Origin of the sequence: Pseudomonas laurylsulfativorans, assembly GCF_002906155.1 — a bacterium.
GTDB lineage: Bacteria > Pseudomonadota > Gammaproteobacteria > Pseudomonadales > Pseudomonadaceae > Aquipseudomonas > Aquipseudomonas laurylsulfativorans.
In genome coordinates this window covers 299,128-314,138 of sequence record NZ_MUJK01000001.1, presented here as the reverse complement: position 1 = coordinate 314,138, position 15,011 = coordinate 299,128, and the positions used below count along the sequence as shown (strand labels likewise).

The window sequence follows — 15,011 nt, the reverse complement described above, 5'->3', positions numbered from 1 at the left end:
TGATGTTGAACATCAAGCCCCCATCGCGAGCAAGCTCCCACAGGTGATTTACCTGTTTGAGACAGTCGTCAGATCCGCGACCTCCTGTCGTGACAATTCGATCATCTTCGCGTTGCGCGCGGCGGCCTGTTCGAAAAGCTGACTCAAGAATGCCGCCTCGTCAGCGCTATCAACCTCCTCCTGAACATCCATCTCATCGAGCGCCCTGAACACGTCAGGGTATTTCTCCTTGAGATAACTCACCCAGTAATCGCGCTGGATCAAGTCTTCAAAAAAACCATCCGATTGCTCTGCGTTGGCGATCTCGATGCGCGCGCCCGCCAGTTGTTGAGCGGTCACTCCCGAGGCGTAGGTCATGTGTTTCGGTTGCCCTGGCAACTCAAGGCCGTCCGCCCATCCTTCCGTCAGGCCGATTCGATAGCCCAAGCGTACCTCGGCCTCATCCTGACCGGTTTGCGCAGCGACTTTCCTCGCGAGATCGTCGACCTTGTCCAGTCGAAACAGCTGCCGGGACAACTTGAGCAGCGCTTGACCCTTCACACTCAAGCGCCCGACGGGAATATCAAGCAAGGCATTGTGGGTGAAGACTCTGCTTTCCAGCCCGCTGAACGTCAGGATTCGACCGTCGACACACGTGCCGTGGGTGCTGGAACTGGCAAACAGGATTTCCCGCAGTTCGGTATTGCTGGCGGCGGCTTCCATGACCGTCCAGACCCGCCGCGTCAAATCGGCGTTTGCCACCCTGAACTCCTGCGTATCCTGCAATCGCGAAAGCAGATGAAAGAACGCCGCATTGTCCGGTTCTGCCGCGAGTTGATTCCATATCTCGGTTTTACTGATCAATTGCTCAGGGGGAAAATTGGCCAGCCACGGTGTTTTTTGCTCGGGATCCGGCTCAGCCCCGGGCAGGTCCTCATCCGTGTCGATGCCTTCACTGCTGCCGCCGCCATAGCCGTTGGCGTCATCGATCAACTCATCGAGATCGGTCCGCGAGATCCCAAGAACCCTGTCGTGCAAACCCGCTTCACGGTAAGCCCTGAGTCGCTGAAGGCTTTCAAGGGACAGATTGTAGTTGTCGCTCAAATCCGTACCGGCCATCAGGACCTCGTGGTTGCCACTCAGGACCTGCTCGGGGATCGACGTGATGTCGTTGCCACTGAGATTGAGCGTGCTGAGTTGATGGCTGTCGAACACCCCGTCCGGCCATTCGGTCAAATTGTTGTTGCGCAGATCCAACGCCTCCAAACGCTCGAAAACACCGATATCAAAGGCATCCAGTTCGTTGTAGCTCAAATCCAGCCACTGCAATCGCTCCAGAGGGGTCAGTGCGGCATACAGCTGCTCGGTATCGGCCAACCGGTTTGAAGACATTTCCAGATGCTCGAGCCTGTCCATGTACCGGACCGGCTCTGGAATGGCGTCCAGACCATTGCCATTGAGGTCCAGCGCTTTCAGGCGGGTGAATGCCTTGAGGAACCCATCGGAACCTTGCCGGGTCAGTTTTACGCTCGTCAGTTTCAACGTGCCGACATGCTCGAACGGTGCCGGCAGCTCAGGCAGATCGCCCAGTTGCAGACCGTTGAGATCCAGCACCACATCCGCCACCAAGTCCGTTGCGCTCAGGCCGGTGCGCCAGCATTCAAGGATTCGCAAAGCAGCCTGCCTGCGAATGCTGGAGGAGGTCATCCAGCCAGCGCCGCGGGATCCGCGGGTAAACAGCCAGCCATTCAATTGGCGCGTGAGCGCTTCAAAGGCCTGCTCCCATTCGACAATTCTCACGTTCGCGGCCTCGCTCCCGCGCATCTGTTCGAGCATTTGCAAGGCGTCATCATCGGTGAGTGTCGGTTTCAGTCGTTGCAGGCGCTTTGTGAAAACCGCATCCCCTTCTCCCGCCGGGACTTGCGGCAGCGGCAACAAATGGCTTGCGATCGAACTGCCGCTCTCGAACAGCGGGAACTCCTCTGGCACCTGTTCCAGGTCGAACCGCTCCAAAGCCCCGGCCGGAAGACCTTTGGCCATTTCCACTCGTTGCCGGGCCGCATTGCGCATTGCGACGGCTTGTGGAGTCAAGGCTGCACCCATCAGGTTGGTCTTGAGCAATGTCTCATCCGGCAACTGCGCTGGCAGCGCGTGGACCTTGCTGTCACGCAAATCCAGCCAGTACAGCTCTGGCAGGCTTTGTGTCCCCGTCGGCCACTCATGCAGATCCGTGCCGCGCAGGTTCAAGGCCTTGAGGCGAGTCATTGCACTGACGTCCAGGGCATTCAACGGGTTGTTGCTCAAGTCCAGGTATTGGAGCGCCTGTAGTCCATCAAACGTTTGCTGAACTACAGCGTCGACAACAATCCGGTTATTGGAAAGATCCAGATCGGTCAGTTTTCCAAGATCACCGGACGCTACGGGCACTTCGGTCAGGCCGCTGCCACTCACGTCGAGTTTTTCAAGCTCGGAAAAACCGCGTACGAAACCACGGATGGGTTCAGCGGGGGCTTTACTCCCCTTTAGATACAAGGCTTTTACTTCCGGGAAGGCGCCGTCGGGCAATTCGGGAAACTCACTCAGTTCCATACCTGACAAGTCGAGTACCGAGGCATCGGCCGTCGAGCCATAGCGCTTGAATGCACCGTTGCGCCAGCAGGTTCTCAGGGTATTTGCCGTCCATGTGCGCCCCATGATCTCGTTGGTCACTGCCGGCATTTGCAGCGCGCGTTGGGACCATTCATTGAGGTGCTGGTTGAGCCGATGATGCTGCTCACTCAATGCTTCGACAGCATCGAACCTCGCCCCTGCACCTTGCCATTGTTCGACAAACAGATCGAACAATCCCTCGAACGGATCATTGAGGCCTTCACCAAGACGCCTCAACTCACCTTTGCTGTAATTCCTGACCATGTCTTCCAGATCAACCAGGTGTTGCGGGTGACGCTTGACATACTCGTACGCTGGCTTGAAGTTTTTGCGCAGAAAATTCGACCAATCCAGCGAGAGCCCGGACCACAGTTTTTCATGCCCTTCGAAAACACCGTCGGGTAACGTTCTGATGCCTGTCCCGGCGAGATTCAGACGTTCAAGCTGGGGCAGTTCCAGAACGCCGGCGGGCCACTGATCCATTGAAGGCGCAATCACTTCGAGCAAGCGCAGATTGCCCAGCCGGCTGACGTCCAAGGCCATCGGAACGCCCCAGGTTGAATACACGCGGAGTTCCTCGAGCGCCGTCAACGCACTCAGTCTCGACGGCATGTCTGCCGCGTAGGGTACAGCTGAATACAGACTCAGCCCCGTGAGGTCCGGCATCCCGCTCAACGCCTCGGGTACGTTGCTGAAACCGTTGCCCGTGGCATTGATCCGCAGTCGTTTCAGCTTGGGAAAGTTCGCCAACAGCGCATCGGCATTAGTATCAGTGATACACCGGCCCCGGACGTACAGATCATGCACATGGGAAAAGTCCGCCGATAACGGAGGGATCGGGTCGTCGCAGACCAAATCAAGCAACCTGAAGCGGGAGTGTTCCTCAGCCAGCGGCGAATTGCGCCAGCTTTGCTTGATGCTTTGCGCGACCGAGGCTTTGCCCCCGAGCATGGATTGCAACACGGATTCCGGCACAGCCTCGCCAATCCATTGATCGAGTGTTGATTCCAGTACTTCCCACTCACGCATACGCCCCTGCAGAAGGCTGTAAATCTGTGCATCGGTCTTACCCGCCCGCAACTGCGCCAGGATAAATCCACTGGCTTGCTGATCGGTGAGGCCTGGATACACATCCTGCACACGAGCCACCAGAGAAGGATTGAAACCTTGCCCGCGACCGCTGGCGTAGTAACCCAGCCTGCGCTCGGAGACACGTGCAGGTGGCTTGAACGACTTGCGGCTGCCCGCTCGTTTCGCCAGCTGCTGCGACAAATCCAGCCGATGCTCGATGGCCGAATCGATGACAGCCTGCCGCAGACTGGCACTCTGACTGACGTGTGGAATGCCCAGTGCCTGGCGGGACTCATCAGGCAAGGCGTGCATGATCGAAGCGAAAAAGCTCTCGCCATCGGCGGGCACGCTATTGAGGGCCTCTCCACGCTCATCAAACGCTTGATAAACAGGCCCCTGTTTCACGACATACTTGCGACTGCCTGCTGATTCATGGCCAATGCCATCGATGAGCGGGCCGTTGATGTGTCCATCGCGTACTTCCAGGCGTACCTCGCCGGACCAACCGGCCAATTTTTCCAGTGCATGCAGCGCGAGCCATCTGCTGTCAGCCGAGGCCATGCTCTCCATGTACAGGCCGGCGAAGGCCTTGGCCTGATGCCCCTGTTGCGTATACCAACGCGTCTCCTCCAGCATCTTCAAGGGTATTCGCCGAGATGTTTTCAGCCGGGCGAGCTCTTCGGCATTGGCATCCAGCAGAACCCTCCGGGCCGCGGACTCACTCAGTCCCGGGCTGGCACGCTGCAATTTTTCGATCAGTGGCCCGCCGCTGCCTGGATCGGCTTCGAACAACCGCAAGGCGTCCGCCAGTTCCGGTGGCGGCGGCAAACGATCCATGTGCATCTTGCGCAAGGCATTGTCGTCTACACCACAGGCATCCGCGATGTTGAGCAGTTGCTCATCAGAAAAAGCTTCGGTGATATGCCCCATGCGCCGCAGTAGCGTCATACGATCCCAGGCAAGCGGCCGCTCCAGCGAATGGCGCCAGGCACCGTGCCCGTTGTGTTCGAGTATGGGTTGCCAGGCGTGCGTATCAGTCGGATGCTGGATGCGCCACTTTTTCAGCGAAGGGTCGAAGGTTGTTTCATAGACCTTGCCGCTCTGCCGGATATAGGTTTTGCCGTTTATCCGATGCTGTCCCAACGCATCAGGGACTGAATTGCGGTCCAGAATGACATGACGTTCATAGGCGCTCAGCTCAGGTTTCCACAATCGGGTTTCGCCATCGGCACACTTGACGGGTGCCAGGCGCTCGACCACTGGCTCGGGTGTCACAGCAGCCAACGTGCTCACCCCTTTGCCAGCCCCCGCCATGACGGCGATCAGCGCCAGATTCTCGGCCACATCGATCAGATGCGCCTTGGCTGCATTGCGATCGCCCTCACTCCACTCGATCGCGCCCTCGAAGGACTCATACAGGAGTTGACCCGCCATGACCGTCAGCATGATCTCCCCCAGTACCGGCACGAACATCGACACCATGTTCAATCCGAGCATGCCGATTTCCAGCAGGTGGCTGAGCTTTTGCGCGCGCACTTTCGCATCGACGTCAGCCGTGGGGACCGCATGGCTGCGTGCATCGGCGATCACCTTGGTGCGGTTTTGCTCGTAGAGGTAGGTCCACAGGTCCGTGTTGGCGGACCAGATGCCGGCCACGCCTTCGCGAACGATCCCGAAAGGATTGAGGTAGGGATCCTCGACAGGTTCGCGCTTGCCAGATCGCTCTGGCGGCAATTCTTTGATGTGCGCAACGCTAGACAATACCGGAATGTATTGCGCGACTTTCACCCAGATGGAATGCAAGGGATCGGCTGGAGCATCCGAGGCTTTTCGGGTGAACTGACTGAAGTAATAAGGACGATCGGCGTAAGCAACGAACTGGCTGAAAAAACGCTGCTGAGCCGTCGGGCCATCAGCGCCGGGCTGTGTTGTACCCCGGTCCGTGAACTGCCGCTTGAACGTTTCTCTCAACTGCTCGGAGGTGTAGCGTTTGAGCGGATGCTCGGGATCATGGGGAATGTAGACGATGAAGTCGCTGGTATAGCGATACTGCTCACTGATACTGAACACGACGCAGCCTGTCATCCGGCGCTTCATCAAACTCAAGTCACGAAACCAAACGGGCCTGTTACCGACTCGGGGATGGATCTCGCCTTCAACGACCGAGAGGATCATTGTGTAGTCTTCGGGCTCGATATCCTTCTTCAAGAGGGCCAGTTCAGCAGCTGCGCTCATGGCCGCTTTCTGGCTGGCAATGAATTGCTGGCGCAGTACCGTTTCCTGCTGAGTATCCGCCGGCTGAAAAAAAGCCTTCACACACGCTTGATACTGCGCACCGATATCCAGCTTGCGACACAGGGACAGGAACTCTCTGACCGTCATGTCGAGTGTCGCTACCTCAAACGTTCCGGGGGTGGACGTCTCGATCAAAAAACCGGATTTACGATGGAAGGCACCTTCCTCACACTCGGATGCTTCGAAGTTATGCAGCGCCGCCTGTAACAACGAAAGCTTCATTACCTCGAACGATGCAACTTCGATTTCAAGATCGCTGACCTCCAGCGGTCGCCTGAGGCAGAGCAGGGTTTTGTTGACGTCCGGCTCAATTGCGAACTGTTCCTTGAGGGCCTTGGTGAGAATCGGCCCGGCGAAGGTGTCGATGTCCGGGAGCGAGGACATCATTTTGTCCAGCCTGGCCTGCGCACTAAAACTGGCATTGAAACTGTTTTTCAGTACCTGCTGTTGCTTGACCGATGCGCGCTGAAACCAGTCTGCTGCAAGCGTGCCGATCTCCTTTAACGCGGCCCGTCTTGCGGGCGTGGCATCGATCAGCCAGGCGGGTGTCATCTGCTCGAGCAGTTCGCGATGAATGCTGCTTTGTCCCGCAACCCTATGTTGACGGGGTAAAGAGGGTGGAAGGGTAGCCATATTGTCGCTCCTGAAAAGTGGAACGACAGAACATCATTTCAGGGAGCCGCCACTGCGGTAGATAGTTATGGCACCGGCCAATACTCATTTCGAAATGCGTCAGCCAGCTAAAATGCCAGCCGCCGTTTTGGCTATGCTCAGAGGACTACTCAAAGGCGAGGGATTTATGGACGATCCAGTCGACAACAAACCGCCGACCTTCTGGCAGATGCTGCACAGTGTCATGGCTGCAGCGTTCGGGGTGCAGAGCGGGAAGAACCGGGCGCGTGACTTCACGCACGGCAAGCCGAGTCATTTCGTGATTCTGGGGATTGTGTTCACGGTGGTGTTTGCATTGGCGCTGTTCGGCATCGTCAAGCTGGTGCTGCTTCTGGCCGGGGTTTGATGCGATTCAGTGCATCAGGGTTTGCAGGCTGAACGGGTAACGCCAGGACGCGGGACGCCCCTTGGCCGAAAGTTTGTGGAAATCCACACCGAAGTCCTGCGCGGCCCCCATCGCCAGCAGTCGCTTGGCCTGTGTCCGATCGATCAGTTGCAGCAATGGAATCTGCCGGTCGCGGCCGCCGTACTGGCTGATGTCCACGCCTTCATCGTAGTCATGCAATTGCACCAGTGCCCAGCCACCGAGGCTGAAGTGCCCGCCCAGCAAGACACTCAGGCGACGATCGAGCAGTGCCTGCAGCGCGGTGGGTGAAGTGTTGATCGCGCCGAACAACACGCCTTTGCCTGGCACGCCGCCGGCCTCGACATAGGCCTGCATCACACCGAACACCATTTCGTCATTCGCGGCCCAGACCAGCGACGTCTGCGGGTAGCGCTTGAACAACAGCCTGGCCTGCTCGTAGGCGCGCTGCCGGGTCCAGCCGCCATACACCAACTGCCGCAAATGCACTTCGGGATGCTCGGCCAAGGCGCGCCGCATGCCTTTCTCGCGATACTGCGCGGAGGGGGTGATCTTCAAACCGGAAAAAGCCAGCAACTCGATGGTCTGGCCGGGAGCTACCGGACCGTGCTGCCGGATCAGTTCCTTGAGCATCAGGTAGCCGCCTTCTTCGTCATTGGGCACCAGGCTGCCAAGCAAGTCGGGATATTTGTCGGGTTGTGCGCCGACGAGCTTCATCTGATCCGGGGTCAGGGCATTGTTGACCATGAACAGCTTCACCCCGCTGCCTTTGGCCAGGCGCAGGATTTCGGGGGCGATATATTGCTCGTTGACGAACACCAGGTAGTCGGGACGATGGTAACCCTGAAGGGCTTCACGAGCCTGGCGGATGGTGTTTTCCGGGACGCGGTCGGAATACTGGATGCGCAGGTCCATCCCCAGGTCGGTCGCCGCGGCCTGCATGAACTGCGAGTAACTCGCCCAGAAAGCTTCCGTGGGGGTTCCCGGGTTCAGGAACAGCACCGACGCCGCCTGGGCACAAGGTCCCGTGACCATGCCCAGCGTCAGCAATACGCCATACAGAAACTTCAACATTGGTCGTCCGAGCCCCCCGGAAATTCGCCGCGCATTATAGCCAGCGAACGTCCGTAAAACGGCGACTTTTCCGGTTTTTGTCGGACAATCGTCGGAATCGGGCCCGGACGGGGTCGTTTACTGATGGCTGACCCAGAAAACCGCCGTCCCCACGACCAGAATGATCAGGAACAAAATTGCCCAGGCATCAACAGTGCTATCGCCTTTCCTTGCTTTGGTTGGGTTGCTCATTGCATCGCCTCTTGTCGGTTTTATCGGTGATTGCATAAAGACACGAGCAGAGTAAAGACGACGATTGCCCGCATCACAAACAGGGTCTTTGCAGCGACGGCTCTCATTAGGCGATTTGGTTCTTTACATATGCTCAAACTTCACTTTTACGCATAACTGCAAACTGGTATCTTGCCCCGGCTCCGTAGGGAGTGCGCGGCCGTGCGCGCAGAATTGCCGAGGTTTTATCGGACGCCAGCAAGCCAAAAAACGCCGCTGTTTCCGACCGGCCCAAGCCTGAGAACAGGACTTATATGTACGTATACGACGAATACGATCAGCGGATCATCGAGGACCGCGTCAAGCAGTTCCGTGATCAGACCCGACGCTATCTGGCAGGCGAGCTGAGCGAAGAAGAATTCCGCCCTCTGCGCCTGCAAAATGGCCTTTACATCCAGCGTTTCGCGCCGATGTTGCGAGTCGCCGTGCCTTACGGCCAACTGACTTCGCGACAAATGCGAATGATGGCCAGGATTGCCCGCGACTACGACAAGGGCTACGCCCACATCAGTACCCGGCAGAACGTGCAGTTCAACTGGCCGGCGGTGGAAGACATTCCGGACATCCTGGCTGAACTGGCCACCGTGCAGATGCACGCGATCCAGACCAGCGGCAACTGCCTGCGCAACGTCACCACCGACCAGTTCGCCGGCGTCGCCGCCGACGAACTGATCGACCCGCGCCCATGGTGCGAGATCGTTCGCCAGTGGACCACGTTCCACCCGGAATTCGCCTATCTGCCGCGCAAATTCAAAATCGCCGTCAACGGTTCGACTTCCGACCGTGCCGCCATCGAAGTCCATGACATCGGCCTTGAGCCGGTGCACAACGCCGCTGGCGAACTGGGCTTCCGTGTGTTGGTCGGCGGCGGCCTTGGCCGTACGCCGGTGGTGGGTGCATTCATCAATGAATTCCTGCCATGGCAAGACCTGTTGAGCTACCTCGACGCCATCCTGCGGGTCTACAACCGCTACGGCCGTCGTGACAACAAATACAAGGCGCGGATCAAGATCCTGGTCAAGGCGCTGACGCCTGAAGTCTTCGCACAGAAAGTCGATGCGGAAATGGAGCACCTGCGCGGTGGCCAGACCACACTGACCGAAGCCGAAGTGCAACGCGTCGCCAAGCACTTCGTCGACCCGGACTACAAGCCCCTGGAAAACCAGACCGCCGCCCTGGCCGAGCTCGACCGGCAGCACCCGGGCTTTGCCCGCTGGCGCGTGCGCAACACCCTGGCCCACAAGAAGCCGGGCTACGTGGCCGTGACCTTGTCCCTGAAGCCCACCGGCGTTGCACCGGGCGACATCACCGACAAGCAGCTCGACGCCGTGGCCGACCTGGCCGAGCGTTACAGCTTCGGTCAACTGCGCACCTCCCACGAGCAGAACATCATTCTGGCCGACGTCGAGCAGGACAAGCTGTTCGTCCTGTGGGGCGAGCTGCGCGAGCAAGGCTTCGCCACGCCGAACATTGGCTTGCTGACCGACATCATCTGCTGCCCGGGTGGCGACTTCTGCTCCCTGGCCAACGCCAAGTCGATCCCGATCGCCGAATCGATCCAGCGCCGTTTCGACGACCTGGACTACCTGTTCGACATCGGTGAACTGGACCTGAACATCTCTGGCTGCATGAACGCCTGTGGTCACCACCACGTCGGCCACATCGGCATCCTCGGGGTGGACAAGAAAGGCGAAGAGTTCTATCAGGTTTCCCTCGGCGGCAGCGCCAGCCGTGACGCCAGCCTGGGCAAGATCCTCGGCCCGTCCTTTGCCCAGGAAGCCATGCCTGACGTGATCGAAAAGCTGATCGACGTGTACATCGAACAACGTACCGAAGACGAACGCTTCATCGACACCTATCAGCGTATTGGTATCGACCTCTTCAAGGAGCGTGTCTATGCAGCGAATCATTAAGAACAACGAGGTCGTCGACGAGACCTGGCACCTGCTGCCAAAGGACTTCAGCATCGATGAAATCAGCAACTGCGACGACTACATCGTGCCGTTGCAGCTGTGGCGTGAACACAGCCGTATGCTCCTGGCCCGCGACGGCGGCCTGGGCATCTGGCTGGACGCCGATGAAGAAGCCGAGGAAATCGGCGAAGACGTCGCGCAGTTCCAGGTCATCGCCCTGAACTTCCCGGCCTTCACCGATGGCCGCAACTACTCCAACGCCCGCCTGCTGCGTGACCGTTACGGTTTCAAGGGCGAATTGCGGGCCATTGGCGACGTGCTGCGTGACCAGTTGTTCTACATGCATCGCTGTGGTTTCGACGCGTTCGCCATTCGCGCCGACAAAGACCCGCACGAAGCCCTTGAAGGCCTCAGGGACTTCTCAGTGACTTATCAGGCCGCTACCGACGAACCGCTGCCGTTGTTCCGTCGCCGCTGACTGTCACCCCTTGAATCCCGGCCCCGGGGTTCAAGGGTTTTTATCCTTCGCGCTAGAACACCGGATGATCCGCCAGCGGCACCGGCCGCCCCAAGGCGACCCAGTCGCGGTACAGCCGGACTCGATCTTCCAGCACCACGAACAACCTGAACGGGTTTTGCGCATCGGCCATCCGCGTTTCGACACATTGGCGAAGCCACCCCCACAATTCTTCTGATGTATCCGCCTCGTGGAGCAAGCGCCACACGCGTGCCTGCAGCGACCGATAACCCACCTGGAAATCCGCCGTAAGGCTCAATCCGTCCATGACCCGGAGCAACACACTGCCCGATGGCTTGGCGGCCAATCGTTGCCAGATCTGTTGCCGCGCCTCGCGCACGTTTCCATCGCCCTCCCTCAGCCAAGGCGTCGCACCGCCATAATCGGCACCCGGTTCACTCAACCACAGATTGATACCGGTGCGCTGACGATGATCGACCAGGCGCAATAACGTGTCTTCATCCGTCAACGGATTACCCCACAGCTTCACCCTGTCCCGGGAGACCGCCTGATTCATAATCGCGCTGGGAACCCGGCTGATCCGGTTGCCTTGTAAGTCGAGCGAGGTGAGGTACGGCTGATCGGTAATGCCAATCGGGCAATGGCGTATGCCGGTGTTTCTCAAGTTCAACACACGCAACTCTTTGAGCCCCAGAACAACGGGCGGGACGGTCAAAGGGTTGTCACTCAGATCCAGCGTTTGCAGGCTCACCAAATCAGCAAATTGTGCGGCCGTGCTCTCCTGAAGCTGCAGTAAAGTGGAGCGCAGGTTGAGCGTTGTGAGGTGCTTCATTTGCCGAATCGGTCTCGGCAGCACACCTTCCAGAACGCCGTCTGCGTTTAACCGCCGCAGGTCGACACGCTCCAGGTTCAGGGAGCGCAGATTCGGAAAACTGTCGAGAAAGTCGTTCAGGCTCTCGCGCTCGACCAGGTGCAGGCCCTGCATCGATAGCTCGACCACCTCATTGAAGCGCACGTTTATCGTCGGTAACCGATGGTAGTCCTCGAAACCCAGATCCAGCCTGTAGCCGGAAAACACCTCACCAGACACCACTCTATTGAGTTGGGGCGGGCTTTTTTTCCAGATACTCATCAGTTCATCGCCCAGCTCAATCCGTGTTTCACGCTCGTAATCGATCACGGTTTGCAGCAGTTCGACATTGTGCGCCGCCACCTGCTCGGGACTCATGCCCACGGCGTCATCGTCGTCCTCCTCCAGAAAATCCACGTCCATGTCATCGACATCCAGCGCAGCCTGGTCGATCCAGTGGCGCAGATCGGCATGCAATTGCTGCATCTCGAGAATCAGGCGATCCACCAATGCTTGAGCCCCGCTGCCCGCCGTCAGGAGTAGCTCATCCGCCTGGGCGTCGGTGAAATCCGGATACAGATCCTTGACCTGCAGACGCATGACTTGCTGGGTCAGTGCCGCGGCTTGTGGCGTGTTCGGGAAGCCGCCACCGCGCAACCCCAGGCCTTCGAAGGGCAACCGCGAATCCATTCGATTCAAACCGCCAATCAGCTCAGAGCGGGACAAGGCATGCATGCCAATACGCAGCCGCAACTGACTGGCCGCGTCTGGTGAGCGCAGCGACATCGCCGCACGTTCCTCCCCTGACAATAGATCGACCAGCGCGGTAAACAGATCCGAATCCTCGCCGTCGGTAGCCGCCACCGTGGAATACCGATAGCGATCACCGACCTTGATCAAACGCCGGCAAACCGTGGAGTCGAGCAGACCGCAGCGGTCGAGGACACGGCCACTGATTGACCCGTCGAGCACGTCGATGCGCAAGCCTTGCGGCCAGCCGGGCAGGTGCTGCAGGGAGTGCAATGCCAGGACATCGGTTTCGGGATGGTTGACCGAACGCAAGTACAAACCTTCATAGGCCCGGTTGAGTCGTACATGCTGTTGGTACCCCCGCGATTTGTTGTCCAGGCGCTTGAGCAGTTGCAGCGCCTCGTCAGCATCGACGGGCCGATTGATGTCAACTCCCGAACGGTCGAGGATTTGCTCAATGGCGTTTTTCGGTAAACCGGGGTATTCGCGCTGAAACAGGCGAACCCATTCCCGGTCCGTATGCTGGAGCGCCTGATAGCGGGCACTGAACAGTTCGGCCCGGGTTTGCCGATCGCCGACGGTTTCGAGTTCCTGATCGAGCTTGAAGCGAGTGATGGTGTCGGCAAGCAACGGCGTCGGCGGGCGTCCGGCCTGCATCAGGCGCAGCATATCGTCGTCGACCCTGCTGATCCTAGCGATCTGAGCCAGGACCTCATCACTGAAGGACGCAAACGGCGCGCAAACACCACGCATCAGATCCACTCGTGTCGACACCGGCGTTGGAGCCGATTCGGGTGATGGCTCAACCGGCGTTTTAGTCTGCGGCTCACTTGCGCCCTCCCCGGGCTCGTGCACGGTTCCGGCGATTTTTTCTTCGCCCTTGAGCGCTGCCACCGCCCCGGCCAGCGGGAGCGCATTGAGCAAACCGAAGACAGTACGCGTCACGCCCTCGGAGCGCTGCTGGGGTGTTTTACCGTTGATGACCTGATCAAGGCCGTAGCCGGCGTCGATCAGGCCGGCCAGTACCAGGCCCCCCTCACCTCCCGGAATGAACAATGCCAATGGTCCCAGCCGGTTGATCCACTGCACCAGTGGTTCCACCACCGCGCTCAGGTTGTCGCGATTGACTTGGGCATCGTCACGGATGGTTTTGACGCCGGCCATGGATGCCTGTTTCATGGTCCGCACCAGTTGGGCGAACGGGTCGGTGTTTGAGGGCGCCCGCTCAAGATCGATGTAATCCTGCGGGTCCCAGAAGCCGTCATCATTGAAGAGCCCGGCGCTCCTTGTCAGCCAGTGCTCCTTCGGGTAAACCGCCATGCCCTGCAACGCCGTCGACACACCCGCATGAAAAGTGCCGTCTTCGCGGTCATCTTCGGCAAAGTGCGCGAGCAACGCCTGGCGTGTGGCTGGCTCTCGACCTTGCGCCACAATCCATTGGCGCAGGTGCTGCAAGTCGGTGAATTCATGCAACGGTGAGGAGTTGCCCGGGATGCTCAGCAGGACCCGGCCGCTGAGACGGTGGCGATAACACCAGATATCGTCCGATGTGTAGCGATAGATCGTCAGCCGACCGACCTCAATCGGCGCGCTGATACGAGTGGGTGCCTGCACCTGTTCGATGGTCAACGCACCCCAGGCCTGTTCCGCTGGCAACCCGGCGGCCTGCAGGGCCAGGACCTGGCCCTCCCGAGTCAAACTGCCCTCCTGATGTTGCAGGCAGGCGCTCATGATAAAGGCCGCCTTGGTCGAGGTTCTCAGGTCGTAAGGCGCCGCCTGGACGATTCGCTCATCAGAGGGCCAGGCGCGATCAAGGTACGCCTGATAGCGGGTTTGCAAATCCAGTTCCCACACCCACTGTTTGAACGCCGCCGGCCTGAGGGCAATTTGCGTTGCCGGTCCATACACCTGGGGCGTGATCTGGCGATAGATGCCTTCGTAGGTATGGTGATTGCCATTGCCGTGGTCGGCGAATTCATCGACATGCTCCACGATACGGATGGACGGGCCGACATCAGGTGGTGTGTACAAGCCAAATGCGCTTTCGGCGAAACGCCCGTCGCCGAGGGTCTGGTAGTTCGCCAACAACGCCTGCACCAACGATTGCGTATTTGCCACCTGACCTTGCTCAATACCGTCTTGCGCAGGGTGCCCGCGGTAGCGGTAATCCAGGGTGACCAGCATGGCGGTTTGCGGGTCGATGTCTTGCCCCCATTTCTCCTTGATCAACTGAGCACCGAACTGCTCGGGAGACTGCGGCAAAGCCGCGCTCACCACAGACTTCAGGGTTTCGCGCAGCGGCGCAAGCTCAGGATGAAGCGGTGTCTGATGGTCATTCATGTGCATTCCATGGCAACTGTTTTTTGGAACACCAACATATCCAGCCACCGCGTTGCCGAAAGCAGGAACGGTTGCCTGCTGCCTACAGAGATTTCGCCATGCGGTGGAGGACATCGGGCAAGCATTCGCAGGCCAAAAGAAGGTTCTTCACGCAATCCCGGGAAACACAGATAACGCATACCTGGAGGAGCCGGCTTGCTGGCGATGGACTCAAGTGCGCCGCGTTTATCCATTCACACGCGTTATCGTTAACGCCCATCGCCAGCAAGCCGGCTCCTACATTAAGGGACCGTGCACGGCTGAAAA

6 protein-coding genes are annotated in these 15,011 nt (G+C 58.9%); 3 read left to right on the top strand and 3 right to left on the bottom strand.

Annotation, left to right across the window (positions count from 1 at the left end; translation table 11 throughout):
• Positions 1 to 48: 48 nt before the first annotated feature.
• Complete coding sequence (locus B0D71_RS01395; RefSeq protein ID WP_103393138.1) at positions 49 to 6,627, bottom strand: NEL-type E3 ubiquitin ligase domain-containing protein; 6,579 nt, start codon at positions 6,625 to 6,627, stop codon at positions 49 to 51.
• Positions 6,628 to 6,793: 166 nt separating this feature from the next.
• Between B0D71_RS01395 and B0D71_RS01390 the strand changes: the two genes are divergently transcribed.
• Complete coding sequence (locus B0D71_RS01390; RefSeq protein ID WP_103393137.1) at positions 6,794 to 7,012, top strand: DUF2970 domain-containing protein; 219 nt, start codon at positions 6,794 to 6,796, stop codon at positions 7,010 to 7,012.
• A 6-nt stretch (positions 7,013 to 7,018) separates the two neighbouring features.
• On the opposite strand, the gene B0D71_RS01385 is transcribed toward B0D71_RS01390, so the two are convergent.
• Positions 7,019 to 8,104: an ABC transporter substrate-binding protein gene (locus tag B0D71_RS01385; RefSeq protein WP_103393136.1), complete on the bottom strand. Its 1,086-nt coding sequence runs from the start codon at positions 8,102 to 8,104 to the stop codon at positions 7,019 to 7,021.
• A gap of 524 nt (positions 8,105 to 8,628) precedes the next feature.
• Here B0D71_RS01385 and B0D71_RS01380 point away from each other — a divergent pair.
• Both B0D71_RS01380 and B0D71_RS01375 read left to right on the top strand, forming a co-directional pair.
• Positions 8,629 to 10,287, top strand: a complete 1,659-nt coding sequence (locus tag B0D71_RS01380; protein ID WP_103393135.1) for a nitrite/sulfite reductase — start codon at positions 8,629 to 8,631, stop codon at positions 10,285 to 10,287.
• The gene (locus B0D71_RS01375) at positions 10,271 to 10,765 is read left to right on the top strand and encodes a DUF934 domain-containing protein (protein ID WP_103393134.1); all 495 of its coding nucleotides are present in this window, start codon (positions 10,271 to 10,273) and stop codon (positions 10,763 to 10,765) included. The genes B0D71_RS01380 and B0D71_RS01375 overlap by 17 nt, the downstream gene beginning before the upstream one ends.
• A gap of 52 nt (positions 10,766 to 10,817) precedes the next feature.
• On the opposite strand, the gene B0D71_RS01370 is transcribed toward B0D71_RS01375, so the two are convergent.
• Positions 10,818 to 14,705, bottom strand: a complete 3,888-nt coding sequence (locus B0D71_RS01370) for a dermonecrotic toxin domain-containing protein (RefSeq protein ID WP_103393133.1) — start codon at positions 14,703 to 14,705, stop codon at positions 10,818 to 10,820.
• Between the last annotated feature and the right edge of the window lie 306 nt (positions 14,706 to 15,011).

Excerpts from the sequence above, each read along its gene's own strand:
- B0D71_RS01395 (WP_103393138.1), bottom strand. The coding sequence starts at position 6,627 with ATGGCTACCCTTCCACCCTCTTTACCCCGTCAACATAGGGTTGCGGGA.
- B0D71_RS01390 (WP_103393137.1), top strand. The coding sequence starts at position 6,794 with ATGGACGATCCAGTCGACAACAAACCGCCGACCTTCTGGCAGATGCTG.
- B0D71_RS01385 (WP_103393136.1), bottom strand. The coding sequence starts at position 8,104 with ATGTTGAAGTTTCTGTATGGCGTATTGCTGACGCTGGGCATGGTCACG.
- B0D71_RS01380 (WP_103393135.1), top strand. The coding sequence starts at position 8,629 with ATGTACGTATACGACGAATACGATCAGCGGATCATCGAGGACCGCGTC.
- B0D71_RS01375 (WP_103393134.1), top strand. The coding sequence starts at position 10,271 with ATGCAGCGAATCATTAAGAACAACGAGGTCGTCGACGAGACCTGGCAC.
- B0D71_RS01370 (WP_103393133.1), bottom strand. The coding sequence starts at position 14,705 with ATGAATGACCATCAGACACCGCTTCATCCTGAGCTTGCGCCGCTGCGC.